The sequence below is a fragment of the Paenibacillus alginolyticus DSM 5050 = NBRC 15375 genome (genome assembly GCF_000422905.1).
GTDB lineage: Bacteria > Bacillota > Bacilli > Paenibacillales > NBRC-103111 > Paenibacillus_E > Paenibacillus_E alginolyticus.
Genome location: NZ_AUGY01000070.1, coordinates 1 through 25,389 on the forward strand (window position 1 = coordinate 1; position 25,389 = coordinate 25,389).

Sequence of the window (25,389 nt, forward strand, 5' to 3'; positions counted from 1 at the left end):
TATAGGAAGCGGTGGCAGATTGAGGTTTTTTTCCGTTGGATAAAGCAGCATCTTAACGTGCCTAAGCTATTTGGAACAAGCCCAAATGCCATATATGGCCAATTGTACACAGCTCTACTGGTATATGTGTTACTCAAATTTGTGTTCGATCAAGGAAACTCCGTAGTTCATCCAAGTGCCAAGTTAACTTTTGCCGAATTCGATCGGTTATTTAGCATGGACGTTATGCAGCCGGAATGGATCGTTTATTTGACGAGTAATTTAACCTTCCCTTGAATCCATTTATTGGTAGATCAACAGGCCTGTATTTCGTACAACATTTTGAGCTCATTTGATGCGAAATGGTCTATAAATTCTGCATATATTATTGTTCAATAATCTCGTGGTCTGCAAAAGGACAGAAAAACGACGCCTCTAATCAGAAGCGTCGTTTTCTCGTTTTTTTTACTCACTAGTAAGAGTTGATCCGGTTTCAAGCAATGTCTTCAATCCCGAAAGTACAATCGGCAGACCCATTTCAAGTATCTTTGCGGTGTTTGTGGCCTTTTCAATTTCATCATGTACGACACTTACGAGGGTCACACCGTTTAACTCGGAATGTGATTCGATTTCCCACGTTATTCGTGACGGGCTTTCGGAGGCCGTGTCAGGAAACGCAGGGAACTGCCAGCTCATTACCAGCTTATGTGGTGGAGCCATTTCGAGAATGATCCCATCGGCTAGTTTTTTCTCCTCTGGGTTCCATAGTTCGAAAGAAGAGCCAATTTCCCAGTTGGATCGGATGGAGCAATTGTACCAAAACTTTGATGTCTTGTTTGGATCTGTGATGGCTTGCCATACTTGTTCGGGTGTTGCTTTAATGGCAATACGGTTTACATGACGTGGTTTGTTTTCCATATTCGTTTCACGCTCCAATTCGTTTTTGAGTGATATATTGAAACGGTAACAGCGTTTATTGAGACTTTTGCGAATCAAAATGAATTGGATTCCACCGATCAATTCTTTTCTAACCAGATTGGGGAGGCATTCCTTGATAAACACTACGCAGTGGAAGAAGTCATAGCCCAAGGGGAGAAGGTAATAGCCAGAATTTTTATGACTGGAACTCATACAGGTACGTTTGCAGGAAATTTACCTACGGGCAATTCCGTTAAGGCCACACAGTTTCGTGAATTTCGTGTAGTAGATGGCCAGATTATTGAACATCGTGGATGGTTCGATACAGCTACACTTTTGCCCCAAATTAAAGCTAATTAACCCAAAACAAAGGAGATGTTTTATTGTGATAACCATTGAACAGAAAAATATTGAAACGGTATCAGCGTTTATCGAGGCTTTTTGGAATCAAAGTGATATGGAAAGTACAGAAAATATTTATCAACCGATTATCAAGAGCATTCGTATCAGTCAAAAGAAGGTCTGAAACAATTTGCTGGAAAAATATTAGAGGCGTTTCCTGATAAACTCTACACCGTTGAAGAGATCATTGCTCAAGGGGAGAAGGTAATCGTAAGAATGGTTGTGAAAGGTACACATAGAGGGTTGTTTTTCGGAAACCCACCTACAGGCAATTCCATAAATGTCACGCTGTACCGTCAATATCGAGTCGTCGATGGTAAGATTGCCGAACACCGAGGTTGGATCGATATGATAACCATGTGGCATCAAATCAAAGCGAACTAATTACCAGGATGAAGTGAATTTTTCCCATATGAATACTTGTAAAATCAAATCATAAACTCAAAATAGGAATTGATATCGAGGAGGGACTTTATATGTTGAAAATTGGAATCATATTGGGAAGTACAAGACCTGAAGGATGAGTCCACAAGTGGGGAATTGGGTCAAAGAAATTGCAGATAAACGCGGAGATGCAAGCTATGAAATCGTGGACATCGCAGATTACAAATTACCCTTTTTTGGTGAACCGGGTAGCGAAGAACAAATTAAAAATTGGACTGAAAAATTGAATAGCCTGGATGGATTTGTATTTATTACACCCGAGTACAATCACAGCATTACTGGTGTTTTGAAAAATGCACTCGATTCAGCTCGTGTGGAATGGAATAACAAAGCTGCGGGTATCATTAGTTATGGGTCTACGGGTGGCGCGCGAGCCGCTGAACATTTGAGAGGAATATTAGGAGAATTACTAGTTGCTGACGTGAAAGCACATCCAACTTTATCGATATTTACCGATTTTGAGAATTATAGCACATTTAAGCCAGCAGAATTGCATCTTGGAAATATCAAACTTATGCTAGATCAAGTGATCGCATGGAGTGGAGCGCTTCAAACATTACGCAAGTAGGTTCAGACTATACAGTTTCCAGATAAGAAACGCTTTGTCCTTATTTACTCAGGGAGCAAGCGTTTTTTTTGATTTGCAAAATAAATGGAATAGTGATTTGATACATCTATACGATTTATAAATAACTTATAGGAACGATGATGATGAAAATTGAATTTGAAAATAACACGATAGAATTTAATGTTCAATATGGAATTAGAAAAAAGATTTCGATTCACATGGATTCTATGGGTTTTATTACAGTTAAAGCTCCTAATGATACAAGTAAGGAGATGGTTATGAGTGCAGTGAAACAACATGGGAAGACGATCTTGGAAAAATTGCAACTCATTGCGAAAGCTCGAGATATTCCGAAGACAAGAGAGTATCAGGATAAAGGTAAGTTCCTTCATCTTGGGAAATATTATTTTCTCCATGAGCTTATCGAGACGAATGAGTTGGATGAAGAAGAATTGAAAATGAATCTTAAGAAGTTCTATTTCTCGAGCTGCAAGAAGATTATAGGGGAACGTATCAAAATATATCAAACTCAATTGAAAGTAAAGCCCAAAACGATTGAAGTAGATGAGTCCAAAACCAAGTGGGGAAGCTGCAGCTCGGATAAAAAATTAACCTTTAATTATCGGTTAGCCATGGCTCCAATTGAAGTTATTGACTATGTCATCATCCATGAGCTATGCCATCTCCTTCATATGAATCATGATCGATCCTTTTGGAGACGTGTAGGAAGCATTATGCCGGATTATAAAGAAAAGGAAGCGTATTTGGCACGGCATGGGCATGCTATGACGCTCTGAGACTATGTGATAAATGTTCAGCCTTTCTTTTTTATTTATTTCATTAATTATTAATGAGGCTAATTAATCTCGTGATTTTCATGGCTATTTTCTTCCCTCCATTTTATGGTAGACTCCCTGTATAAACACTTTTTTTGCGCGAAAGGTGGTAAGACCGATGCTGAAAATGCTTGTGGTCGACGACGATAAATTTGAGCGGGACGGGGTCAAGTTTTTAATCGAGAAATACAGCTTGGACCTGGAAATTAGCGAAGCAGACAGCGGGGAAAGCGCACTTGCGTACATGGAAAGTAATGACATCGATATATTATTTTCCGACATCCGGATGAAGGGGATGGATGGATTGCAACTTGCGGCAAAGGTACGTGAGCTCGACAAGCCGGTTAAAGTCATTTTTATGAGTGCTTACGGTGAGTTTGAATATGCCCAGCGGGCGATCGATTTGAATGCGATCCGCTATATTTTGAAGCCGGTTCAGGTGAGTGAATTTATTAAGGTTGTCTCCCAGGTCATTCAATTGTGCGAACAGGAGCTGAAGTCGAAGGCGCAGCAGGAGCGGATGGCAGAGGCGTATAGGAAAGAGGTCCGTTATGAGAAGCAAAAGCTGTTGACCGACCTTATTCTCGGCAAAGCCGAAGTGGCGAATGAAGACAAGGAACTATCCATGCCGATCACCGGGTTCGATGGGAACTGTTATGTGAGGATGCTGATATTGGATTCGCGCAGCCGTTTTTTTGACCGGCTTGATCCCGATCTCGAACGACAGCTTGCGGAAAAGGTTCGTCGAGGCTTTGATTTCATCCATTTGAATGAATTTCAAGGTTTGCTGCTCGTGGAAGCCTTTGCTGATGAATCGCTGGAAGCTTTAACGGAACTTGGACAGCAACTGATCCGATGGTTCCAGGACAAGTACGGACGGGAAATCTGTATCGTGATCAGCGGTTTAGTGGACGATGTGAAACAACTGTACAAAGAATATCACGCGATGGAAACGATGCTGGAAAACAAGTTTTTTTTCGACGAAGGAACGGTGCTGCTGTCAAACCGCACATCATTTGCCACAGGTGATGTTGCCGCTGCAGTCAATGACGCACTGGAGGAGCTAACGTTGAACATTCAACGAAGCCGTTATGATATCGCTAGATTGCGGTTCGAGCAGTTGTTTGACGCTCTGCAGGACAGCGATCATTATTCGGTCATTTACGTGAAATATGTTTGCTCAGATATCGTCAAAGCGATATTCGACGCTTCTGCCAAAAAGAACACGGATAAATTCAAGATGAATTTGGAACATATTTATAGAACAACAAAGCTGAACGATTTGCGCAAAGTGGTACTATCGATTCTGGGGGAAAACGAATCATCCGGCGGAACCGGAGTTGAAGCAATGCCGAAAGCAATTGAAGAGGTTGTTCGCATCATTGAAAGCGAATACAATACCGATTTGTCTTTGGAATCGTTAGCCGAACGGATCTACCTGTCACCAAGCTATTTAAGTTATTTGTTCAAAAAGCAAAAAGGGATCAGCATCAACAAGTTCATCACATTGTACCGGATGGAAAGGGCGAAGGAGCTGCTGCGTTCGTCAAACCGAAAAATCGTCGATATCGGCCTAGACGTCGGTTACAGCAATTTTCCGTATTTCAGCTCGTTGTTTAAAAATCATTATGGCAAAACACCGTCCCAATTCCGGGAAGAGGCGTAAACGATGAAACGGGCCATATTCGGACTATTCAATCGACTGCGCTTTAACCAAAAGTTGTTTTTGTCCTATCTGACGGTTATCATTATTCCAATTTTGGTGCTTGGCCTATATGCCTACAATCAATCGAAGCAAATGCTGAATTACCAGGCGTTTCAAGGAATTGACAAAAACGTCAATACGATTTCGGAAAGCATCAACAATTCTATCGAACGGTACAACCATACGATCCGGACGATCGTCTTCAACAAGACGTTTCAAAAAATCGTCGCCAATGATTATATCGATCTGGTCAACCTGTCGGGCGATTTGAACAATTACTTATCGCCATATTTCATCATGATGATGAATCTGGACAAGGAAATTGAGAAAATAACGTTCTATACGCAAAGCAATGTGCCGGAATACGGAGATTCCATTGTTTCTTACAAACGTGTCGAGAGCGAACCGTGGTACAGTGAGACTGTGCAAGGTAGCGAAACGCAATGGTTTTATGATAAAGGTCTTTTCGTGACAGCTAAATTCCCGAAATTTTTCTCGGAGCGAAACACGAATATCGTCTATATGCGTATAAACGACAAAAGCTTTTTCAAAAGTGTGACCGATATGTCCAAGGATTACGGCATTGTCATTGCAGATGCACAAAACCGGATCATTTTCGCGAACCAAAGTGCAATGCAGACGTCAATCTTAGACGCTAGAGAAATGATGGGGCTGAGAGAAGGAATGGTAAAGATCGGTTTAACCGAGATGTTTCTTGTCAAAAAGACGGTGCCACAAACGAATTGGACCATGTATTGCTTCGTACCTTCTGGGCAAGTGTCCCCAAACGCCGGAACAATCATCAATGCAACATTGATTATGATCCTGGCATGTATCGTCAGCTTGCTTGTTATTATTTCGATATTTTCCAAAACGATGATCCGGCGCATTTTCAGGTTGAATGCAATGATGAAGCGGGTCGAGTTGGGGGAATTGAACTTGCGGGTGCAAAGCTCGTCAAGAGATGAAATCGGCGAGCTTACGAATCGGTTCGGCAACATGCTTATCCGGCTGAATGAATTGATCGAAGAATCGTTTCGCAGCAAAATCGTGCAAAAAGAAGCAGAGATGAAAGCGCTTCAGCGGCAAATCAATCCACACTTTTTGTACAATACACTTTCATTCATCAATTGGAAGGCGCTTAAAAGCGATGCTCACGACATCAGCCATGTTGTCACGTCGATGTCCAAATTTTACCGAACCGCGCTCAATCGGGGCAACAATATCATTTCTGTACGAGATGAATTGGAAAATATCAAATCTTATGTAGAAATTATTCAGGTCATGGGTGAGTATAGCTTCGATGTTGTTTATGAAATCGACGCAGCGGTTTACGAATATTCGACGATCAATCTCATCCTGCAGCCGCTGGCCGAAAATGCTATCAAACACGGCATCAATCAAATGACGTCTAGACGAGGACTGCTGCAAGTGAGCGCCTGTCTCGCTCATGGTACGGTCGAATTCGCAATCGAAGACAATGGTCCGGGCATGTCGCAGGAGACGATTGACACGATACTGACGATGCAATCAGTCGGATACGGGCTGAATAACGTCAACGAACGGCTGCAGCTCCGGTTTGGAGCCGAATACGGCATAAGCATCCAAAGCCGAATCGGTCATGGTACGGTCATGACCATCGTTATCCCACAATACATGAATGTTTCGTAGTCATTTCAGCGAAACAGTTACACCATTCTCCCACCTAAGTCTGCCGCCAAGCAGGCTTTTTTTGCAACTCCATAAAAAACTGAATCATTTCGAAAATATTTGATAATTTTTTTCTCTACACCCCATGCTATAGTTTATTTATCGAAACGGAAGCGTTTACATAAGGAGGGAAAGAGAGCAATGAACGAAACTGTGGCGGCCGTCAGCACGAAACGAACGCTAAAGCGAGAAAAGACCAAAAAATACAAGCAATACCGCGCGCTGCTTATCATGATGATCCCGGCGATCGTTTATTACATCATTTTCCACTATCTTCCGATGATCGGCGTGCTGCTCGCATTTAAAGATTTTAAAATTACGCAGGGCATTCTCGGCAGTCCTTGGGCCGGCTTCCATCATTTTGAGAAAATCATCCATGATTCATATTTCTACACGGTATTGAAAAATACGATTGTCATAAGCTTATACAAGCTTGTGTTCGGGTTCCCGGTACCGATCGTTTTCGCCCTATTATTGAGTGAAATTTCGAATTTGAAGTTTAAAAAAGTCGTGCAGACGGTTTCGTATTTGCCGCATTTTATATCGTGGGTCGTCTTGGCCGGCATTTTCTTTACGATATTTTCGCTAGATGGTCCGATCAATGCGATCGTGAAACTATTCGGCGGCGATCCGATGTTATATTTGGCGGACGATCGTTATTTTCGGACAATCCTCGTGGTTACGAGTATTTTTCAAGGGTTCGGCTGGGGTTCAATCATTTATTTTGCGGCGATATCAAGCATCGACCCGCAGTTGTACGAAGCGGCTGTTATCGATGGGGCAGGGCGGTTCAAGCGGATGATTTACATATCGATCCCAATGCTCGTTCCAATCATCGCGATTATGCTGATTTTGTCCATGTCCGGGATACTAGATGCGGGTTTCGACCAAATTTTCAATATGTACAATGCCAAAGTGTATAACGTATCCGATATTATTGACACATATGTGTATCGCAAAGGGTTGATTGAGCTGAATTACAGCTATGCCACTGCGGTTGGACTGTTCAAATCGGTCGTCGCTCTGTTCCTGATTATTGCCGTGAACCGTATCGTTAAATGGATCGGCGGCAAGGAGCACGCCATATGGTAGTTTGTCGGGTGAAGGAGCGAGAAAGATGATAAATGTGAAAAAATCGCTAGGCGACAAAATGTTTGACGTCCTTTTATACGTCATTTTGGCTAGCATCATGTTCTGCACATTGTATCCATTCTGGACTCAGGTTGTTATTTCCTTGGACGGTGGTGGAGCCAAAAGCGCAGCATACTCATCAGGGATTAAATTGCTGCCGACACAACTGACGTTCGAAAGCTACAAGCTGGCTTTTAAGTTCGATGCGCTATGGATGGGTTACAGGAATACGGTTGTTAGAACGGCTATCGGTGTCGTGTTGTCCATATTTTTTACGGCGATCACCGCTTACCCTCTAGCGAAGAAGGATTTGCCCTTCAATCGCACGTTTACGAGCTTTATCTTATTCACAATGCTGTTCGGTGGTGGTACGATTCCTTCGTATTTACTCATTAAGGAACTGCACATGCTAAATACGGTTTGGGCACTAGTTATTCCAGGTATGATCGGAGCCTTTAATGTATTGATTATGCGCAATTTTTTCCGTTCGATTCCCGATGAGCTGGAGGAGTCAGCCCGGGTTGATGGTGCTGGGTATGTGCGGATTTTCACCCAAATCGTCATTCCGTTATCGAAGCCGGTTTTGGCAACGATTGCTTTATGGGTAGGGGTTGGCCATTGGAATGCATGGTTTGACAGCATGATCTACATCTCCGATCCGAACAAACAAATGCTGCAAATCGTATTGCGTAAAATTATTATCCAAAACAATATGGCGGACATTAACAGCGTCATTCAGCATATAGGCAGCAAAACGGAGTTTTCCGGCAGGCAGCTGCAAGCGACGGTCGTGATGTTTTCGATAATTCCGATGCTGATTGTATATCCGTTTATTCAAAAATATTTTGTCAAAGGCGTAATGATTGGCGCTATTAAAGGGTAATCCCCCTTATTAATAGAATCAAAAAAGAAAAGAAAGGGTTGGTTAAGATTGAATAAAAAGCGTTGGTTGTCTGGAGCGATGTCCGCAGTTATGATCATGTCCGTGATGGCCGGGTGCAGCAAAAGCGAATCATCCGGAGATACTGCCGATAATGGAAAAAAACCAAGTTCCGAGTCCACGGATAGCGGACAGAAACCGAAGCCCAAAATGAAGCTGACGTTTTGGAACCTAGATGAAAATCAAAATCCGGATTCCGTCGGCGTTAATGCGCTTAAAGAAAAATTCGGCATCGATATCGATTTTACTTCAACCGCACGAGAAGCGATGAAAGAAAAACTGAACCTAATGATTTCTTCGGGCGAAATTCCTGATTGGTGGAAAGAGCCGTCGTTCACGGATTACGACAAGTTCCTTGGGCAGAACGTAGCGGCAGAAATCCCGCAAAAGCTAATCGAGCAAAATATGCCGAAATACATGAACTGGTTAAAACGGTTTCTCGGAGACGATCCATTTAAATACGTCAGAAGAGACGGTAAAATTTATGGCTTGCCAGTCATCTGGGATATTGGCATCGACGGCTTGCAGCTGGGCTTTCGGCAAGATTGGTTGACGAAAGTCGGCATCTCAAAAACACCGGAAACAATTCAAGAAATGGAAACGGCTTTGATGAAGTTCCGCAACGACGATCCAGACGGTAACGGCAAAAAAGACACGTACGGCATTACATCTTCAGGCGACAATATCGAAAGCATGTTCAGCTCGGTTTTCGGCGCATTTGACGCTTATCCGAATATTTTCCGGGAAAAAGACGGGAAAGTTGTGAGAGGTGAGATCGAGCCCGGAGCGAAGCAAGCACTTGAAGTGTTGAATCGTTGGTACAAAAACGAGCTGATTGACCCTGAGTTTGTTGTTAACAAGGGCAATAACGTCGAGGACAAAGTGCTTACCGACAAAATCGGCGCCATCGAATATTATTGGTGGACGTTCTTGCCGGGCAATGCATTCCTTGGGGGAGATCAATGGCATGACAAGCTGGCAAAAAATCATCCGGGGTTCAACTTTGCGATTGTTGGCGGCATTAAAGGACCAGTTGGCAAATACGGCATGTCGCAATATAACCCGGCGTATGCTTCAGGCGTCATGTTCGGTAAGCAATTGGAGAAAAATCAAGACAAACTGGTCAAATATATGCAAGTTTTCGAAGCAACCCAATTCGAACCTGAAATTTATGAAAAAATGAATTTCGGTGAGAAAGGTAAGCATTGGAAAGTAAGCGACCAGGGAACTGTAGAATATATTGCGCCTTATACGGATGAGAAAGAACGTAAAAAAGCAGGTCTAGGCGGCTATTCGATGGCCGGTTCGTTCAACGATTACGATTTCCAAACGTCATATACTTCGGAAAAAAACTTGCGCCAGCTGGCAAAGGACACGCGTGCGAAAGGAACGAGAAACATCGATATTTTGGCGCCGTTTAATAAACCGATTTACAACGAAACACAAGATAAGTTGAAACAGTTTACGCTTCGAACTTATATCGACTTCATTACCGGTCGCAAGTCGTTGAATGAATTCGACAATTTTGTAACAGAATGGAAAAAAAATGGGCGGGGATCAAGTACTGGAAGAAGCGCAAAAAGTATATGACAAAAACTTGAAAAAATAAGATTGATTTGAGTGTCCTTTCTAAATTCGCAAGAATTGGGGAGGACATTCGAATTTAAGGCTTTACGTTGGATAAACTCGAAGTGGAGATGAGAGAAAGATGTATTCATGGCAAGCTGGCAAATTGACTATTGTATTAAATGAAAAAGGCCAAATCACAAGTATGAACGACGCGGTCAGCGGAAAATCGTACGCATCTGCGGCACATGCAGCACCACTCATTCGTGTTCTCATCGACGGGCGTTTGGAAGCGCCTTTGTCGGCAGATTATGAAGTAGAGAGTGACGTGCTGACGCTTCAATTTAAGGAAAGTGGTGTTAAGGTAGGCGTTGCGATAAAGGTAAAGGAACTGTATATGACATTTACAGTGACGTGCATCGATGGAGCTGATGTGGATGCGATCATTTGGGGACCGTATGTGACAACGATTGCCGGTTCGATCGGCGAGGCGGTTGGCGTTGTGCACGATGGACAGTTTGCGATCGGCATTCAGGCGTTGAATGTGAAGACGATTGGCGGCTGGCCAATGGAGGTAGAAAAGCTGCAATTCGCCTATCAATCCTTTGAGGACGCTAAGTTTGAATATGAATCATGTGCAGCGTGGCCTTCGAGTGAAGGCAGTCTACTGCAATTGTTCTCGAGAAACCGTACCAAAGCCGCAAGGCGCCCGGTTTGGAATTTGCCGGACATTGAAGTAGCAGCGATTGGCGGGATAGAAGCGGAAATTGTCGGCTCGTCAATCGCTATGTTCGGTTGCGGGGCGAACCGTGTGCTGGATACAATCGAAGCAGTCGAGCTGGGGGAAGACCTGCCGCATCCGATGATCGAAGGCGTCTGGGGGAAAACGTCGCCTGCGGCTAACCAGTCGTATTTGATCACCGATTTCTCCGAATCGACGATGGCGGTAGCTGTTCAATATACGAGGAAGGCTGGTCTGAGATATGTCTATCATCCCGATCCATTCGGGCAATGGGGCCATTTTTCCTTAAAGCCGCACAGTTTCCCGAACGGCGATGACGGTCTGAAAAGCTGCGTAGACTTGGCGGAGGGTATGGGCGTTCACGTCGGCATTCATACGTTGTCTAACTTTACGACACTGAACGATCCTTATGTGACGCCAGTGCCAGACGAGCGGCTGCAAGCAGTCGGGGTGGCGAGGCTGGTCGAGCCGGTCATAGCAGATGACGTGAATATTGTCGTCGATGATCCGCACCCGTTTGCGGCGAATTTGTTCCGGCGTTCGGCGCGAATCGGAAGCGAGCTGATCGAATACGACGCGATATCCGGCAGCGCGCCATGGAAGCTGCTCGGAGTGCGGCGTGGTGTGAACAGTACGGCGGCATATGCGCATGAAGCAGGTGCGGAAATCAGCCGATTGTGGGATCACGGGTACGACGTCTTTTTCCCGAATATTGAACTTCAAGACGAATACAGCCAGCGTATTGCCGAGTTGTTCAGTAAGACGGGCCTCAAACAAATATCGTTCGACGGTCTGGAAGGCTGCTATGCATCCGGACACGACGGTTATGGTGTGAATCGATTCGTGAAGATGTGTTACGATGGCTGGGGGGATGATGTGATCAATGACGCGAGCATCGTTGTTCCGAATTATTTGTGGCACATATTCACGCGCTTCAACTGGGGAGAGCCGTGGGGAGCGGCAACACGCGAAGGCCAGCTTGAGTGGCGGCTCAGCAATCAGCGTTTTTTTGCTAGGAACTTTATACCCCCGATGCTTGGTTGGTTTCTTGTCCGTTCAGCCACCGATCAATTTGAAGCGACTGTTCTGGACGAAATCGAATGGGTGTTGTCGAAAGCAGCCGGATTTAACGCAGGATTCGCGCTCGTAGCTGACATGGGCGTACTTCAGCGTAACGGCAACATTAACGTGTTGTTTGAGTCAGTACGTCAATGGGAGATGGCTCGACAGGCCGGAGCATTTACAGAAGAACAGCGGGAACGGCTGCGCGACCCGAAAGGCGACTGGCATTTGCGGTCGATGGGTGAAGGACGATGGAACCTGTACCCGGTCAACATCTCTAAGCCGCTCGTGTGCAACCCGGCTGAGCTGCAGCCTGGGCAGCCCGGCGGTGCGGATTGGACGTTTTATAACCGCCATGCCGATCAGCCGCTCAAGTTTTGCTTGCGCGTGTCTCCATCGTACGGCAACGACGAATCTTCGGTGAAACGGCCGGCCTTTTTTGCGAACGGCATCTATATGACTTTTGAAACGGAAATTCTCACGAATCAATATTTCGTTTGCGATGGAGACCGGATTGGCAAAATTTACGATCAAAATTGGAATCTGCAGAAAACAGTGGAAACGTCGATGGATGCGCCGATCGTTCGGAATGGCGGACAGACGTTGGCGTTCAGCTGTAAATTCGAAGGCGATCCGAAACCGTCGGTCAGCGTCAAAGTGTTCACTTGGGGCGACCCGGAGACGGTAGAAGATAGTTCTAGATAAGAACATTCAGAGGTACCTGTGGATTGTTTTCCAAGCAGGTACCTTTTGTATTGCTTAAAAAATGTCAATATACTTCGAAAAAAACGTCAACTTTTCACAAAGCTTAATTGATATGATAAGAATCAAGTAACAAAAAGGAAATCTACGGTGGACAGAAATAATGGAATGGTGGTGTTTACATTTTGATATTGGAACGATTGGGCGTTTTGACGGATGAGGTTTCAGCAAACTTCGAAGAAGCGTTGGATTGGGCAGTTGAACAGGGCTTAAAGCATGTTGAAGTCCGTGTCATTAACAGACAGAATGTCATTAATCTTACTGACGATCAAGCCATGGAAGTCCGGCGTCAGGTCGAAACCCGCGGATTATTCATTTCGGCTATCGCTTCCCCCTTGTTTAAATGTGCACTGGATCCGAACAGACCGATTGCCGCCGGAGATACTTTCGGTCAGAAAGAAGAGAGCGTAAAGGCACATTTTGTTAAGCTGAAACGCGCGATTCTGCTTGCTAAGCTGCTTGGCACGACACGGATTCGTATTTTTTCGTTTTGGCGTGAAGAGGATCCGCAGCTTTATAAGGGAGAGATAGTCCATCACCTGCGGCAAGCTGCTCAAGAAGCACGGCGCGAAGGAATACAGCTTTTACTTGAGAATGAGCCGTCCTGCAATGGCGGTTATGCGGAAGAAGTGGCAGCAATTGTCCACAGTGTTGATTCAACTGCTTTAAAGGGCTTGTGGGATCCGGGCAACGAGGCATACGGCGGTCGTGAAGCATTTCCGGCAGGTTACGGATTCATGAAGGGCTTGTTGGCACATGTTCACCTTAAGGATGCTTATGTAAGTGCAGATGGAACAGCCCGTTGTGTCCCGCTAGGCTCTGGCAGCGTACCAGTGATTCCACATCTCAAAGCATTATTGGCAGACGGATACGATGGACTTTTTACGATCGAAACGCATTACATTCCTGAAGGCGGCAGTCAGATGACTGGTACTCGTATGACGCTCGATGCGCTGCGTTCGCTTCTAAGTGAGGTTTAGCACAATGACTACGTGGAGATTTGGCATTATTGGATGCGGATCCGTCGCTGACTTTCATATTGAGGCAATCCGCGAGATAGAGGACGCAAGCTTAACCTTTGTTTCCAGCCGCAATGAAGCAAGAGTGAAAGCGATTGCCAAGCAGGAAAATTGCATTTGGACGACCGATTATCAAGAGTTGATCCATAGTACAGAGGTAGATATTGTCTGTGTGACGACTTCAAGCGGGAGTCATGCCCGCATTGGAATGGACGTTTTGAACGCTGGCAAGCATTTGGTGCTGGAGAAACCGATTGCGATAAACACGCGTGATGCGGCAGAACTTGTGCGCACGGCCAAAGAACGTGGAGTTACACTGTCTGTCATCTCTCAACGACGCTTTGAAGCCCAACATCAAGCAGTTAAACGTGTATTAGATGAAGGAGCACTTGGCAGACTTCTGCTCGTGGAGGCATCTCTGTCATTTTATCGGACGCAAGCCTATTATGACGCAGCCGATTGGCGGGGTACGATTGCCGAAGATGGTGGCGTTCTTATGAATCAAGGTATACACATTTTGGATCTGCTGCTTTGGTTTGCCGGAGAGATTCATACGGTCTTCGGCAAAATAGCCACTCAAACACATCAAATAGAAGCGGAGGACTTGGGGCTAGCGATATTGCAATTCAAAAACGGCGCTTTCGGCACGATTATGGCTTCAACCAACATCCAACCGGGGTTCCCGGCAACCATTAATCTTTATGGGGAAAAAGGGACCATTAAGCTGGAGGGTTCTTCCATCGTTCACTGGACTGTTCCAGGCATTAGCGAGCCCAACTGGACCCAAGCGAGAACTTACGGAGGGATTTCTGATCCTCGCAGTATTGTGTCTGATTTTCATCAAAGCCAGTTTATTGATGTGATAGCATCCATCGAAAGCGGCATAGAACCCCTTGTTACTGGGAAGGACGGGTTACGGGCCGTGCAATTGGTTGAAGCCATTTATGACAGCTCGGCCAAAGGTGTTCAACTCATCATGGAATAACAGCATTTAGAAGGAACTCTTTCGCATAGCTATTCGGATGATCAAGAGGAGTGTGGAAATATGAATGAAATACCTTTCGCCTATAAACAATTGGTAGATTCTTTGAAGGTTAAAGTATTTAACGATCGTCGTGCATTAGGGGCTGCCGCAGGTGCAGAAGTTGCCGCGAGGATCAAGCAATTGCTGTCTGAGAAACACGGCATCCGAATCATTTTTGCAGCTGCACCGTCACAAAATGAGCTTTTGAACTATTTGTCCGAAGATGAATCGATCGATTGGTCCAGAATTACAGCGTTTCATATGGATGAATACAACGGTTTGCCGTTAGATGCGACGCAAAAGTTCAGCCGTTTTTTGAGTGAGCATCTGTTTAATCAAGTAAAGCCGGGAATGGTGCATCTGATTGACAGCTCGAATGAGAGCGAAGAAGAATGCCGCCGTTACGGAGAACTGCTTCGACAGGCACCCATCGATATCGTGTGTCTTGGAATCGGTGAGAACGGGCATATCGCTTTCAATGATCCACCAGTCGCCGATTTTAACGATCCAGAGGTTATCAAAGCAGTTGAACTTGAGGATGCTTGCAGGCAGCAGCAGGTGAATGACGGCTGTTTCCCTTCATTCGAGGATGTCCCCACCCATGCGCTAACGTTGACTATCCCGACCTTGCTCTCAGGCTCCCATTTGTTCTGCGTAGTTCCAGGACCTACGAAACGCAAAGCGGTTGAGCGTACGCTTAACGGATCCATCTCGACGGAATGTCCGTCTACTATATTACGGAAACATCCGGATTGTACCCTTTACGTGGATAGGGATTCTTATGGGACTTAATGACATGAACTTGAAGGCCGTTCATTATGTAACGGGGGAGCCTGTAACGATCTGCATAGAACAAGGGATTATTCGAAGCATTGAACCGATCAGATCGGAGAACTCAGATTCGTCAGAGCTGGCGATTGTCGCTCCTGGCCTCGTCGATCTGCAGATTAATGGATATGCAGGTCATGATTTTAACCAAGTACCTTATCCAGACAAGATGGTTGGTGAAGTGATTCGCAAGCTTTGGCAGGAAGGGGTGACTTCCTGCTTCCCAACGGTCATTACAAACAGTGTTCAAGCCATTCAAGAAGCTTTGGAATCGATAGCATTGGCATGCAAGCATGATCCAGTTGCAGATCAAGGAATTGCCGGCATCCATCTAGAGGGTCCGTTCATTTCGCCGAATGACGGCGCTCGTGGAGCCCATAATTACGATCATGTTAGACCTCCGAATTGGGAGTTGTTTAACCGTTGGCAGGAAGCAGCCGATGGACGAATCCGCATGATCACGCTGTCACCTGAATGGCCGAACAGCGCTCCATTTATCGCCAAATGTACGGAAAACGGTGTAACGGTTTCGATTGGACACACTTCCGCGACACCGGAACAAATAGGAGAAGCCGTGGAAGCGGGCGCAAGGATGTCAACTCATCTTGGCAATGGTGCTCATCTGATGATGCCTCGCCATCCTAATTATATCTGGGAGCAATTGGCTCAGGATCGGTTATGGAGCTGCGTGATCGCTGATGGCTTTCACTTGCCTGATCAGGTATTGAAGGTTGTGTTTAAGGTGAAAGGTACCCAAGCCATGCTGGTAAGTGATGCGGTTTCACTAAGTGGACTGCCGGCGGGTACTTACACAACGCACATTGGCGGTTCCGTTGTTCTAACGCCAGAGGGCAAGCTGCATCTAGCTGAAGACGAGCACCTCTTAGCGGGATCTGCGCAAATGCTGCTCAAGGGCATTGAGCATGTAACGAACCGGAATCTTGCTGAGTTAGCGGAGGCTTGGGACATGGCTTCAGTTAGACCGTCTGGTTTTATGAAGCTGCCTTCTGCTTCTGGCCTGACTCCAGGCGAACCGGCCGATTTAGTACTGTTCCGTAGAGAAGGAAGCCGAATTCGGTTGGAACGAACATTTAAGTTGGGCAAACAAGTCTTCTTGAGGGAGGAAATAGAATGAAATTTGCTGCATTTAGTGGCGTATTTATGGAGCATAGCATTCAAGAGGCGATGCAGTTAACCAAGCAGCTTGGCATGGATGGTATTGAAATTGCGGTCCGTGAGCACCATCTATCCTCAGCGATCAGTCAACCGCGGATCAATGAGATTAAAGCATTGTCCAAAAGCTTGAATCTCGAGATTCCTGTTTTGGCCACCTATACAGGTGGGTTTTCTACGGCAAGCGACATAGAATGCAAACATACGTTCGAAGAATTTCAAAGGCTGCTTGACATTGCAAATCAGCTTGGCGCTTCGATGGTTCGTGTCTCACCAGGCGGTCCGAATGCCTTTATGGCACAAGATTACCACTTTGCTAAGGCAGCATACTGGCTCAATCGCTGTGCAGAAGAAGCGAAAGCACATCAAATCGATATTATCATGGAAATTCATAATCAATCACTCATTGAAACCGTAGAAAGCAGCTTGCGTCTACTTGACCTAATCGCTTACGATAATATTGGCCTGATCCATGATGCGGGAAATATGTATATAACTGACACCGATTACGGCCGCGATTCCGTATTGAAATTGGGCAAGCATTTATTTCATGTGCATGTTAAGGATGAGCTGCGTGTCAGTGAAGTTGGCGCACCAGGTACCTTTACCAATGTCACCCACCGAGGGGAAGAGATCTTCCTTCAATGCCGTCTGGGCGAAGGTGGGGCTGATCATAAGCCGCTGTTTGAGGCACTTCTCGAAACGGGCTATGCAGGCTGGGTAACTTTGGAGTGCCATGCGCCATTTCCTGCTTTTGAACGATTGGCTCACGATTTTCAATTTGTGAAGAAGCTGATGAGTCCATCATAATGACATGATAGTAGGTGGTGGTAGTATGGGGATGGAAGGGGAAATACCCTTTTATCAAAGCAAGGATCAGCTTAATCGAGCGTTTCCTTTTAAAATCTTGCGTTACTCTAGCAGTCTGCTGAAGCAGCCCATGCATAGTCACGATTATGTTCAGATCGCTTATGTCCTTCGCGGGATATGCAATCATCAACTGCGCGGAAAGTCTCTTACAGTAAGCAGAGGCGATATTTTCATTATTGCTCCCAATACCAGGCACAGTCTGAGTGCGATCGAGGATAAAGAGTTCGAAGTGGTACTTGTCGATTTTATACCTCATCTCGTACAGGAGCAATTAAAGCCCTTTTCCGATACGCTAAATCCTTTGCTTCAGCACTCCGATGAGGACTATAAGATTCCTTTTATTCAACAATCGTGGCTTCATTTCGGGAAAAACAAACAGATTTTCGTTGAGCAGCTTCTTCAGGATATTCAGGATGAATTTGAGCATCGTGAAGTTGGATTCGAACATTCGATCCTGCTTAATTTAGCCAAGCTGCTGATCCTAATTGACCGTGAATACCGAAAGGCGAAGCGGAAGCCCGCCAAACAACCAGCACTTGCGGACCAACATCCAATTGATGATGTGAAACGGTACATTTATGATAACTTCAGTCAAGATATTCCGATGGAGCATGGGGCATTCATAGCGAATATGGCGCCAGCATATTTCAGCCATCAATTCAAAAAAGAAACGGGACAAACGTTTGTTGATTTCGTCAATGAAGTGCGAATCGAGAGGGCGATGGAGCTCATCCGGCGCGATACGCATACGATTACACAGATCGGCTTTCAGGTCGGATTCCATCATTTGAGCCATTTTATCCGAACTTTTAAGAAACGTTGCGGAATCACACCTACGGAATATAAGAAAACATTCGGAAGTAAATCAGTGAATTGACACAGAAAGAGGTGTACCATTTATGAGTCAAAAGGTACTGAAGGTTGGTATTATTGGACAAGGCCGCAGCGGTCGCGACATTCATGGCAATCTGCTCGTACAAATTAAGGATTATTATACGATTGTCGCCGTGGCCGATTCGATTCCCGAACGTCAGAAGCGTGCGGAACAGGAGTATGGCTGCAAAGCCTATGATACCTGGGAGGAAATGGTTGCGAACGTGGAGCTGGATTTAGTCGTCAACGCATCACCAAGTCATCTGCATTTCCCTATCACCCTGGAGTTGTTAAATAAAGGGTTTCATGTTCTTTGCGAAAAACCGTTAGCCAAATCAGTAGAAGAAGTGGATCAACTAATCGAAGCTTCGAAACGAACTGGTAAAATATTGGCAGTATTTCAACAATCCCGTTATCAGCCTGCATTTGTCCAGATTCAAAAAGTAATCAATTCCGGTGTGCTAGGCCGTATCGTCCAGATTGATTTCTCTTTGAACGGCTTCGCTCGTCGGTGGGATTGGCAAACGCTGCAAAGCAACAACGGCGGTAACCTAATGAACACCGGACCACATCCGTTGGATCAAGCGCTGCAGTTGTTCGGAACGGATGTATTACCTCAAGTAACGTGTATGATGGATCGTACGAATACGTTTGGGGATGCGGAAGATTATGTGAAGCTAATACTTAGAAAACAAGGCTATCCGACTATAGATCTTGAAATCTCATCGTGCGCTGCTTTCCCTCATGAGCAATTTAATATCCAAGGAACGAACGGCGGACTTCGCGGTACGGCAGGGCAACTGGAATGGAAATATTTCAAACCTGAGGAAGCGCCGGATCAAAAGTTGACGAGAGAACCGCTATTCGATAACGATGGAATGCCCGCTTATTGTAGAGAGACATTAACTTGGCACTCCGAACGTTGGGACGTATCGATCCCAGAGGGCAAGTCGGCGTTTGAACATATGACGGAGAAATTGTATTTGATGCTTTATCGTACTCTATGTGATGGCGCTGCATTGGAAATCACACCGCAGCAAGTACGACAGCAGATGTGGGTAATGGAAGAATGCCGGCGTCAAAATCCGCATATCTATCACGTTTAAATGGAGGTAAGATCGTGAGCATGCATAAAAAAGTGGATCCATCCCTTAAGTCCGAAGATCAGCGGATCAAGGCTGTTATTATCGGCGCAGGCAACCGAAGTCTGATTTACGCTTCCTATGCTTTACAGCATCCAGATGAATTACAAATCGTTGGCGTTGTTGAGCCGAATCTAGAACGCCGACAATTAACATCAGAACGCTTTGGTATTTCTCCGGAAAATTGCTTTGCATCCGTTGAGGAGCTTGTTGTTCATCCCCAATTAGCGGATGCCGCTATTAATGGAACGATGGATCAATTCCATCTGGAGACAACGCTGCCGCTTTTGAAGGCGGGATACGATGTTCTGTTAGAGAAGCCGATCGGCGTAAGTGAAATGGAAGTATTTGAACTGTACGAAGCAGCTAAGTCCTATAATCGTACCGTGATGATTTGTCATGTAATGCGTTATGCCCCTTTTTATTTGGAAATCCGCAAGCAAATCGAAAGCGGAATCATCGGGGATATCATCGCTATTCAGACAGAGGAAAATGTCAGCTACCACCATATGGCGACTTCTTTCGTACGGGAAAATGGAATAGTATAGCGAACTGTGATTCCTCCATGCTATTAGCCAAATGCTGCCATGACTTAGATATGATTTCTTGGATGAAAGGCAGTATACGACCGAAGAAGGTTAGCAGTTTTGGATGATTATTCCAGTTTCGTGAGGAAAAAGCCCCGGAAGGCTCTGGTACAAGGTGTCTTGTTGATTGTCCGATTGAAGCCACGTGTACGTATTCCGCCAAGAAAATGTATATGGAACAAGAGTTGTGGGGCAATTATGCATGGGACAATATGCATCTAGGTATAATCCCTACCCATGAAGAAAAAATTGAATCGTTGCGAACATCCAATCCATACGGACGCTGCGTATGGCGCTGCGATAACGATGTTGTCGACCATCAAACGGTCATCATCGAATTCGAAGACGGAAGTACGGCATCGCACAATCTAACTGGCGCCACCTCCAAGCCGTGCCGGACGATTCATATCACGGGGACCAAAGGCGAAATTTCCGGCACTATGGAAGATGGTTACTTCTTGGTTAGGCAACCGGATACAAGGTCCGGTCATGTATACAAGGAAGAACGTATCGAGCTTAATGTAGCAGCTGACATGCATGGTGGCGGCGATTTGCGGTTGGTTGCAGATTTTGTTCGTACTTTACGGGGAGAAAAACCTTCACTGTCTTCGACAGCTCTGGAGAAATCGATTTATGGTCATCAAATTGGCTTTGCAGCAGAACGTGCCAGATCGGAGAATAGTGTTGAGGAAATTCGTTCTTTAGTATGAGTATATACAACCTATAAAAAAAATCTGCTCTTATCGAAGAAGAGCAAGAGGTATAATCGGAGTTTTGTCGAATAATTCCGTCAACTAGTTTGGTAATAATTAGAGGAATTTGAGAAATAGGGCTGTATGGTGTTCATGCGATTAAATTGGCGAAACTGGTGGTTTTCCATTTTCACAAAGCTATTGGTCATGTTCTTTCTTGTCATCATACCCGTATATGCCATAGCCATTCAGATGAATGAATCCGGATCCCAACTTGCTACCTGACAGATTATGGGGCATTTTTAGACGAACGTGGTTTAGACAGACACGGCGTATATTATTATGTACCCGATCTATTAAACCATTTTACAAAGCACAAATCAATGCATTGATCGCACCTCGACCTCATTTGAGCTTAGCGGGTAACCTTGATAAATTGACTCCATACGCAGGATTGACCTGAATAGATAATGAACTGAAGAAAGTATATCTGGATCACAATGTGATCGATGCGTGGAAATTATTAAGATACGACGTAGGACATTTAGAAACGGAAGATATGCGTAAAGAAAGTATATCTTTTTTGCAAAAGTGGTTATAAAGGACCCACCCAATTTATTGATAAATAAACCATCCTGGTTCATTCTGGGATGGTTTTATTTCGTTCTAAGATGTGCTTTCCTTTCTACTTAGAACAGCTGCAGGGTAGCTTATTTTGCGTCTTCTAAAATATGGATTTTATATACAATATCACATTTAGATTACAAATAATGGTATTGTGAAGTGGGTTGATGGACCGGGAGGGAATATATGGGAGCAAATAAGTTTACAGGAATACTTGCGTTAATTGTCATTGTGAGCACGATTTCTTTGGCCGTTGTACATGACGCGGTAAGCCGAAAAGTTAAGGATTTTGCAATATCGTTGGATAACAATACAGACGCTTCAACATGGTCAGCCACTCCGGAATCGTTATTTGACGGAAATAAAAACATGAAACTGAAGCCTTTACTAGGCACGATGTCAGGGGCAGTTGCACTTCATTACCAAGGGCCAAGACAAACGGTAGCAGTCAACATTGAATACTGGAAGGATGGCGTGAAAACAAATTATTCGAGTGGTATGGGGACGACCTTTCAGGTAAAAACCAAACAAGGTGATTATCAATATGACGGTGATTTCGTATATTCGTTACAGGATCGTTATGATCTGAATGGAACTGTATATAGCGAACTAGTATACGCTTTTGTTTCCGAAAGTGGTTACGCCAGTACGGCCGTCAGAGTTGACAAGCCAGTGGGGATCAACATAACGAGGGAGATGAGAATGCAGCAGAAGGAAAAGATCCCGCTTGATGAAAGTGCTTTTGTATGGGGGTTGCAGGGTACAGATAAGCAACAGATGTTATCTTACTCTTCAATTGCTGAGACTCTTCAAAGCGCGAAATGGGCGATGGTCGTTCGGATAGGATTTAATGAAATAAACTCGCTGAGGTATATGCCAAGGATTTAAAACGTGCACCAAATTTGTATCCTTATTATATTGATGTCAAAATTAGAAAAAAGCGGTCATCGATCAACACTATGTGTTGGAGCAGAGTATCGAAGCGGGACATAATAGCAAGAGCTAACAAAGCGTTGCAGTACTTGGTCGATAACTGCGATAATAGAAGTCTAACAGCAAGAATAACTTAAGGATAAAATAATTAAGATACAAAAAGACATGAGTATAAGGAGATACGATGACAGAGAAAAATACAATGTTAGATACAGGATGGAACTTCGACAACAGTTATGCACGTCTGCCGGAATTACTTTTTACCCGACTTAAACCAGCTCCTGTAAGCTCACCGAAAGTAGTTATTCTAAATGATCAGTTAGTATCATCTTTGGGATTAAACATCCAATCGCTTCAAAGCAATGAAGGGGCAGCGGCGCTGGCTGGCAACGATATACCCGAAGGGGCTTTGCCTCTTGCCCAAGCCTATGCCGGGCATCAATTCGGGCATTTTAACCGGTTAGGGGATGGCCGTGCGCTGCTTCTTGGCGAACAGATCACTCCCCATGGTACGCGGGTTGATATTCAGCTTAAGGGTTCAGGCAGAACACCATACTCCCGCGGGGGAGATGGTCGGGCAGCACTCGGCCCGATGCTGCGTGAATACATCATCAGCGAAGCGATGTATGCGCTTGGTATTCCTACAACACGCAGCCTAGCGGTGGTAACAACCGGTGAGTCCATCATCCGTGAAACCGAGCAGCCTGGTGCAATTCTTACCCGCATAGCTGCCAGCCATTTGCGCGTCGGCACCTTTCAGTATGCTGCGAAATTTGGCACCAAAGAGGACCTTCAAGCCCTGGCTGATTACACATTGCAAAGGCACTTCCCAGAAATAGATGCTTCTGATGAGAACCACTATCTTCTCCTACTTCAAGAAGTGATCAAGCGACAGGCTAGTCTCATTTCCAAATGGCAGCTCGTTGGCTTTATTCACGGGGTGATGAACACCGATAACATGGCGATCAGTGGAGAAACCATTGATTATGGTCCTTGCGCCTTCATGGATGCCTATGATCCGGCAACGGTATTCAGTTCCATTGACAAGCAGGGCCGCTATGCCTATGGTAACCAGCCATATATTGCTGCGTGGAACCTCGCCAGATTTGCTGAAACATTGCTGCCGCTGCTGCATGACAACGAGGAGCAGGCTCTTAAATTGGCTGAAGATGCGATTGCCAGTTTTTCCGTGCTGTATCACCGTAATTGGTTTGCAGGAATGAGGGCAAAACTGGGAATCTTTAATGAAGAAGAGCAGGATGAATCTCTTATTAAAGACCTGCTCCATATGTTGCAGAAGTATAGTGCGGACTATACCAATACATTCCGAGCATTAACTTTTGATAAGCTAGAAGGTTCTGATCTGTTCGGCAGCACGGAATTTTCTCAGTGGCTTGAGCTGTGGCAGGCTAGACTTGGCAGGCAAGAGGAAACAAAAGCCTCCTCACATCAGATGATGCGCAGCAGCAATCCTGCGGTAATCCCTCGTAACCACCGGGTAGAGGAAGCGTTAGAAGCCGCGGTGAACCAAGGAGACTACAGCGTGATGGAACGGCTTCTTGATGCTCTTTCAAGTCCCTACGCGCACTCCAACGACCATGATTACTTTACAAACCCTACGAAATCAACCCAACCTTACCGAACCTTTTGCGGTACTTGAGTGGAAGGTAAGGAACCCAACTTATAGTAAACTTTAGAAAATAACCTGATTAACAGGTTATTTTTTTTGAATTTACAGCATCCTTAGAAAATAAATTGTTAATGTCATTAATTAAAATGGCGAAGGGGAAGCAATACAGTGACTTGTTTGCATAACAAATGTTATGATTTCTTTTTTTTGTTATTGACAGCGATTGGAATTAAGGGTTAAATGATATTAACATCTTGATAATAACAAATTGATTATAACAAAAAAATAAAGTTAAAGAATAGGTGATCTACATGGATAAAGAGCAGCTTAGAGATAAGCAGGGACTTACTGAAATAGAGTTTTTACAGAAGTATGATGCCAGTATGTACGAAAGACCATCCGTTACAGTCGATATGTTAATCTTCACTGTGGTAGATGAGGAAAAAGAAAGCTATAGAAAGTTACCGGAAAAGTCACTGAAATTACTCATGGTTAAAAGGGGAGTTCATCCTTATATAGGGCAATGGGCTTTGCCAGGAGGCTTTGTAACTAAGGACGAGAGCCTAGATGAAGCAGCTTTGCGGGAGCTAAAGACCGAAACTAATATTGACAATGTGTATATGGAACAGCTTTATACTTGGGGGGATGTAAATAGGGATCCTCGGACACGAGTTATCAGCTGCTCGTATATGGCGCTTGTTGATAGCAGCTCACTTAAAGTGATGGCTGGGGATGATGCGGATGATGCAAGGTGGTTCAGCGTTAGGTACAGTGTGCTTGAAGAGAAGAAAACCATAATGGAGAATGACTTTGTATTTGAAAAAGTGATAAAAATTACGCTTTTGAACGATAAGGATACTCTGGAGACTGTTATTAAGGTTATTGAAAAGTATGCTGGAAAAGTAGTCATGGTGGACAGAGAGGTTATTGTTTCGAATGGAATTGCTTTTGATCATGCGCAAATGATCCAATATGCCGTGGAGAGACTTAGGAATAAGATTGAGTACACAGATATAGCTTTCAATTTGATGCCGGAACTTTTTACATTATCAGAGCTCCAGCAGGTTTATGAGGTTACTTTGGGAAAAGAGCTGCTTTCTGCTGCGTTTAGAAGAAAGATAGCTAACATGGTTATGGAAACCAATCAATTTACAAAGGATGCAGGGCATCGACCGGCAAAGCTGTTCAGGTTCAATCCGAATTGGCGATATATGTAATGCGGGAAAAAA

24 protein-coding genes and 1 pseudogene are annotated in these 25,389 nt (G+C 44.7%); 24 read left to right on the forward strand and 1 reads right to left on the reverse strand.

Features of this window, described 5'->3' with window-relative positions; translation table 11 throughout:
• Positions 1-276: transposase (locus G519_RS53335; RefSeq protein ID WP_029197289.1), on the forward strand; the 276-nt coding region annotated here is incomplete at its 5' end.
• Between the two features lie 168 nt (positions 277-444).
• Here G519_RS53335 and G519_RS44650 read toward each other — a convergent pair.
• Entirely contained in the window at positions 445-897 is a 453-nt protein-coding gene (locus G519_RS44650; RefSeq protein WP_036633811.1) for an SRPBCC domain-containing protein, read from the reverse strand.
• An 84-nt stretch (positions 898-981) separates the two neighbouring features.
• On the opposite strand from G519_RS44650, the gene G519_RS52425 reads away from it, so the two are divergent.
• From G519_RS52425 to G519_RS0126725, 23 genes and pseudogenes are all read left to right on the forward strand, one after another.
• Entirely contained in the window at positions 982-1,257 is a 276-nt protein-coding gene (locus tag G519_RS52425; RefSeq protein WP_268633817.1) for an ester cyclase, read from the forward strand.
• 25 nt (positions 1,258-1,282) lie between these two features.
• Entirely contained in the window at positions 1,283-1,423 is a 141-nt protein-coding gene (locus G519_RS52430; protein ID WP_244280229.1) for a hypothetical protein, read from the forward strand.
• Complete coding sequence (locus G519_RS47840; protein WP_244280233.1) at positions 1,420-1,683, forward strand: ester cyclase; 264 nt, start codon at positions 1,420-1,422, stop codon at positions 1,681-1,683. Before G519_RS52430 ends, G519_RS47840 begins: the two co-directional genes overlap by 4 nt.
• A 92-nt stretch (positions 1,684-1,775) precedes the next feature.
• Positions 1,776-2,311: pseudogene (locus G519_RS44660) on the forward strand (NADPH-dependent FMN reductase).
• Positions 2,312-2,454: 143 nt separating this feature from the next.
• Complete coding sequence (locus G519_RS0126640; protein ID WP_029197291.1) at positions 2,455-3,108, forward strand: M48 family metallopeptidase; 654 nt, start codon at positions 2,455-2,457, stop codon at positions 3,106-3,108.
• A 157-nt stretch (positions 3,109-3,265) separates the two neighbouring features.
• Complete coding sequence (locus G519_RS0126645) at positions 3,266-4,813, forward strand: response regulator (protein WP_029197292.1); 1,548 nt, start codon at positions 3,266-3,268, stop codon at positions 4,811-4,813.
• Between the two features lie 3 nt (positions 4,814-4,816).
• Positions 4,817-6,523, forward strand: coding sequence for a sensor histidine kinase (locus G519_RS0126650; RefSeq protein ID WP_029197293.1), 1,707 nt, complete (start codon positions 4,817-4,819; stop codon positions 6,521-6,523).
• 180 nt (positions 6,524-6,703) lie between these two features.
• Positions 6,704-7,654: an ABC transporter permease gene (locus G519_RS0126655; RefSeq protein ID WP_029197294.1), complete on the forward strand. Its 951-nt coding sequence runs from the start codon at positions 6,704-6,706 to the stop codon at positions 7,652-7,654.
• Between the two features lie 25 nt (positions 7,655-7,679).
• Positions 7,680-8,576 carry a carbohydrate ABC transporter permease gene (locus G519_RS0126660; protein ID WP_029197295.1) on the forward strand — a complete coding sequence of 299 codons (897 nt, stop codon included), beginning with the start codon at positions 7,680-7,682 and terminating at the stop codon, positions 8,574-8,576.
• 48 nt (positions 8,577-8,624) lie between these two features.
• Complete coding sequence (locus G519_RS0126665; RefSeq protein WP_084160350.1) at positions 8,625-10,223, forward strand: extracellular solute-binding protein; 1,599 nt, start codon at positions 8,625-8,627, stop codon at positions 10,221-10,223.
• 118 nt (positions 10,224-10,341) lie between these two features.
• Positions 10,342-12,708, forward strand: a complete 2,367-nt coding sequence (locus G519_RS0126670) for a hypothetical protein (protein ID WP_029197297.1) — start codon at positions 10,342-10,344, stop codon at positions 12,706-12,708.
• A gap of 182 nt (positions 12,709-12,890) precedes the next feature.
• Positions 12,891-13,745, forward strand: a complete 855-nt coding sequence (locus G519_RS0126675; RefSeq protein WP_127528064.1) for a sugar phosphate isomerase/epimerase family protein — start codon at positions 12,891-12,893, stop codon at positions 13,743-13,745.
• Positions 13,746-13,749: 4 nt separating this feature from the next.
• A complete protein-coding gene (locus G519_RS0126680) occupies positions 13,750-14,769 on the forward strand; it encodes a Gfo/Idh/MocA family protein (protein WP_029197299.1) in 1,020 nt (339 codons plus the stop codon).
• 60 nt (positions 14,770-14,829) lie between these two features.
• The gene (locus tag G519_RS0126685; protein ID WP_029197300.1) at positions 14,830-15,600 is read left to right on the forward strand and encodes a glucosamine-6-phosphate deaminase; all 771 of its coding nucleotides are present in this window, start codon (positions 14,830-14,832) and stop codon (positions 15,598-15,600) included.
• Complete coding sequence (locus G519_RS0126690; protein ID WP_244280230.1) at positions 15,590-16,771, forward strand: N-acetylglucosamine-6-phosphate deacetylase; 1,182 nt, start codon at positions 15,590-15,592, stop codon at positions 16,769-16,771. Before G519_RS0126685 ends, G519_RS0126690 begins: the two co-directional genes overlap by 11 nt.
• The gene (locus G519_RS0126695) at positions 16,768-17,619 is read left to right on the forward strand and encodes a sugar phosphate isomerase/epimerase family protein (protein WP_029197302.1); all 852 of its coding nucleotides are present in this window, start codon (positions 16,768-16,770) and stop codon (positions 17,617-17,619) included. Before G519_RS0126690 ends, G519_RS0126695 begins: the two co-directional genes overlap by 4 nt.
• A 25-nt stretch (positions 17,620-17,644) precedes the next feature.
• Positions 17,645-18,556 (forward strand): AraC family transcriptional regulator, encoded by a 912-nt coding sequence (locus G519_RS0126700; protein WP_029197303.1) that lies wholly within the window; start codon positions 17,645-17,647, stop codon positions 18,554-18,556.
• A 22-nt stretch (positions 18,557-18,578) separates the two neighbouring features.
• A complete protein-coding gene (locus G519_RS0126705; protein ID WP_029197304.1) occupies positions 18,579-19,658 on the forward strand; it encodes a Gfo/Idh/MocA family protein in 1,080 nt (359 codons plus the stop codon).
• 20 nt (positions 19,659-19,678) lie between these two features.
• Positions 19,679-20,242, forward strand: coding sequence for a Gfo/Idh/MocA family protein (locus G519_RS52435; protein WP_244280234.1), 564 nt, complete (start codon positions 19,679-19,681; stop codon positions 20,240-20,242).
• Positions 20,243-20,454: 212 nt separating this feature from the next.
• The gene (locus G519_RS52440) at positions 20,455-20,991 is read left to right on the forward strand and encodes a hypothetical protein (protein ID WP_244280231.1); all 537 of its coding nucleotides are present in this window, start codon (positions 20,455-20,457) and stop codon (positions 20,989-20,991) included.
• A gap of 792 nt (positions 20,992-21,783) precedes the next feature.
• Positions 21,784-22,485, forward strand: coding sequence for a hypothetical protein (locus tag G519_RS0126715; protein WP_029197305.1), 702 nt, complete (start codon positions 21,784-21,786; stop codon positions 22,483-22,485).
• Between the two features lie 229 nt (positions 22,486-22,714).
• Complete coding sequence (locus tag G519_RS0126720) at positions 22,715-24,190, forward strand: protein adenylyltransferase SelO (RefSeq protein WP_029197306.1); 1,476 nt, start codon at positions 22,715-22,717, stop codon at positions 24,188-24,190.
• A gap of 281 nt (positions 24,191-24,471) precedes the next feature.
• Positions 24,472-25,377 (forward strand): NUDIX hydrolase, encoded by a 906-nt coding sequence (locus tag G519_RS0126725; RefSeq protein WP_029197307.1) that lies wholly within the window; start codon positions 24,472-24,474, stop codon positions 25,375-25,377.
• The last annotated feature ends 12 nt before the right edge of the window (positions 25,378-25,389 follow it).

Bases quoted from the DNA above. Each gene is read 5' to 3' on its own strand.
- G519_RS0126705 (WP_029197304.1), top strand. From the start codon at position 18,579: ATGAGTCAAAAGGTACTGAAGGTTGGTATTATTGGACAAGGCCGCAGC.
- G519_RS0126655 (WP_029197294.1), top strand. From the start codon at position 6,704: ATGAACGAAACTGTGGCGGCCGTCAGCACGAAACGAACGCTAAAGCGA.
- G519_RS0126685 (WP_029197300.1), top strand. From the start codon at position 14,830: ATGAATGAAATACCTTTCGCCTATAAACAATTGGTAGATTCTTTGAAG.
- G519_RS0126720 (WP_029197306.1), top strand. From the start codon at position 22,715: ATGACAGAGAAAAATACAATGTTAGATACAGGATGGAACTTCGACAAC.
- G519_RS0126645 (WP_029197292.1), top strand. From the start codon at position 3,266: ATGCTGAAAATGCTTGTGGTCGACGACGATAAATTTGAGCGGGACGGG.
- G519_RS0126700 (WP_029197303.1), top strand. From the start codon at position 17,645: ATGGGGATGGAAGGGGAAATACCCTTTTATCAAAGCAAGGATCAGCTT.
- G519_RS0126650 (WP_029197293.1), top strand. From the start codon at position 4,817: ATGAAACGGGCCATATTCGGACTATTCAATCGACTGCGCTTTAACCAA.
- G519_RS0126670 (WP_029197297.1), top strand. From the start codon at position 10,342: ATGTATTCATGGCAAGCTGGCAAATTGACTATTGTATTAAATGAAAAA.
- G519_RS0126715 (WP_029197305.1), top strand. From the start codon at position 21,784: ATGGGAGCAAATAAGTTTACAGGAATACTTGCGTTAATTGTCATTGTG.
- G519_RS0126660 (WP_029197295.1), top strand. From the start codon at position 7,680: ATGATAAATGTGAAAAAATCGCTAGGCGACAAAATGTTTGACGTCCTT.
- G519_RS0126640 (WP_029197291.1), top strand. From the start codon at position 2,455: ATGAAAATTGAATTTGAAAATAACACGATAGAATTTAATGTTCAATAT.
- G519_RS0126725 (WP_029197307.1), top strand. From the start codon at position 24,472: ATGGATAAAGAGCAGCTTAGAGATAAGCAGGGACTTACTGAAATAGAG.
- G519_RS0126690 (WP_244280230.1), top strand. From the start codon at position 15,590: ATGGGACTTAATGACATGAACTTGAAGGCCGTTCATTATGTAACGGGG.
- G519_RS44650 (WP_036633811.1), bottom strand. From the start codon at position 897: ATGGAAAACAAACCACGTCATGTAAACCGTATTGCCATTAAAGCAACA.
- G519_RS52440 (WP_244280231.1), top strand. From the start codon at position 20,455: ATGGAACAAGAGTTGTGGGGCAATTATGCATGGGACAATATGCATCTA.
- G519_RS0126695 (WP_029197302.1), top strand. From the start codon at position 16,768: ATGAAATTTGCTGCATTTAGTGGCGTATTTATGGAGCATAGCATTCAA.
- G519_RS52435 (WP_244280234.1), top strand. From the start codon at position 19,679: ATGCATAAAAAAGTGGATCCATCCCTTAAGTCCGAAGATCAGCGGATC.
- G519_RS0126680 (WP_029197299.1), top strand. From the start codon at position 13,750: ATGACTACGTGGAGATTTGGCATTATTGGATGCGGATCCGTCGCTGAC.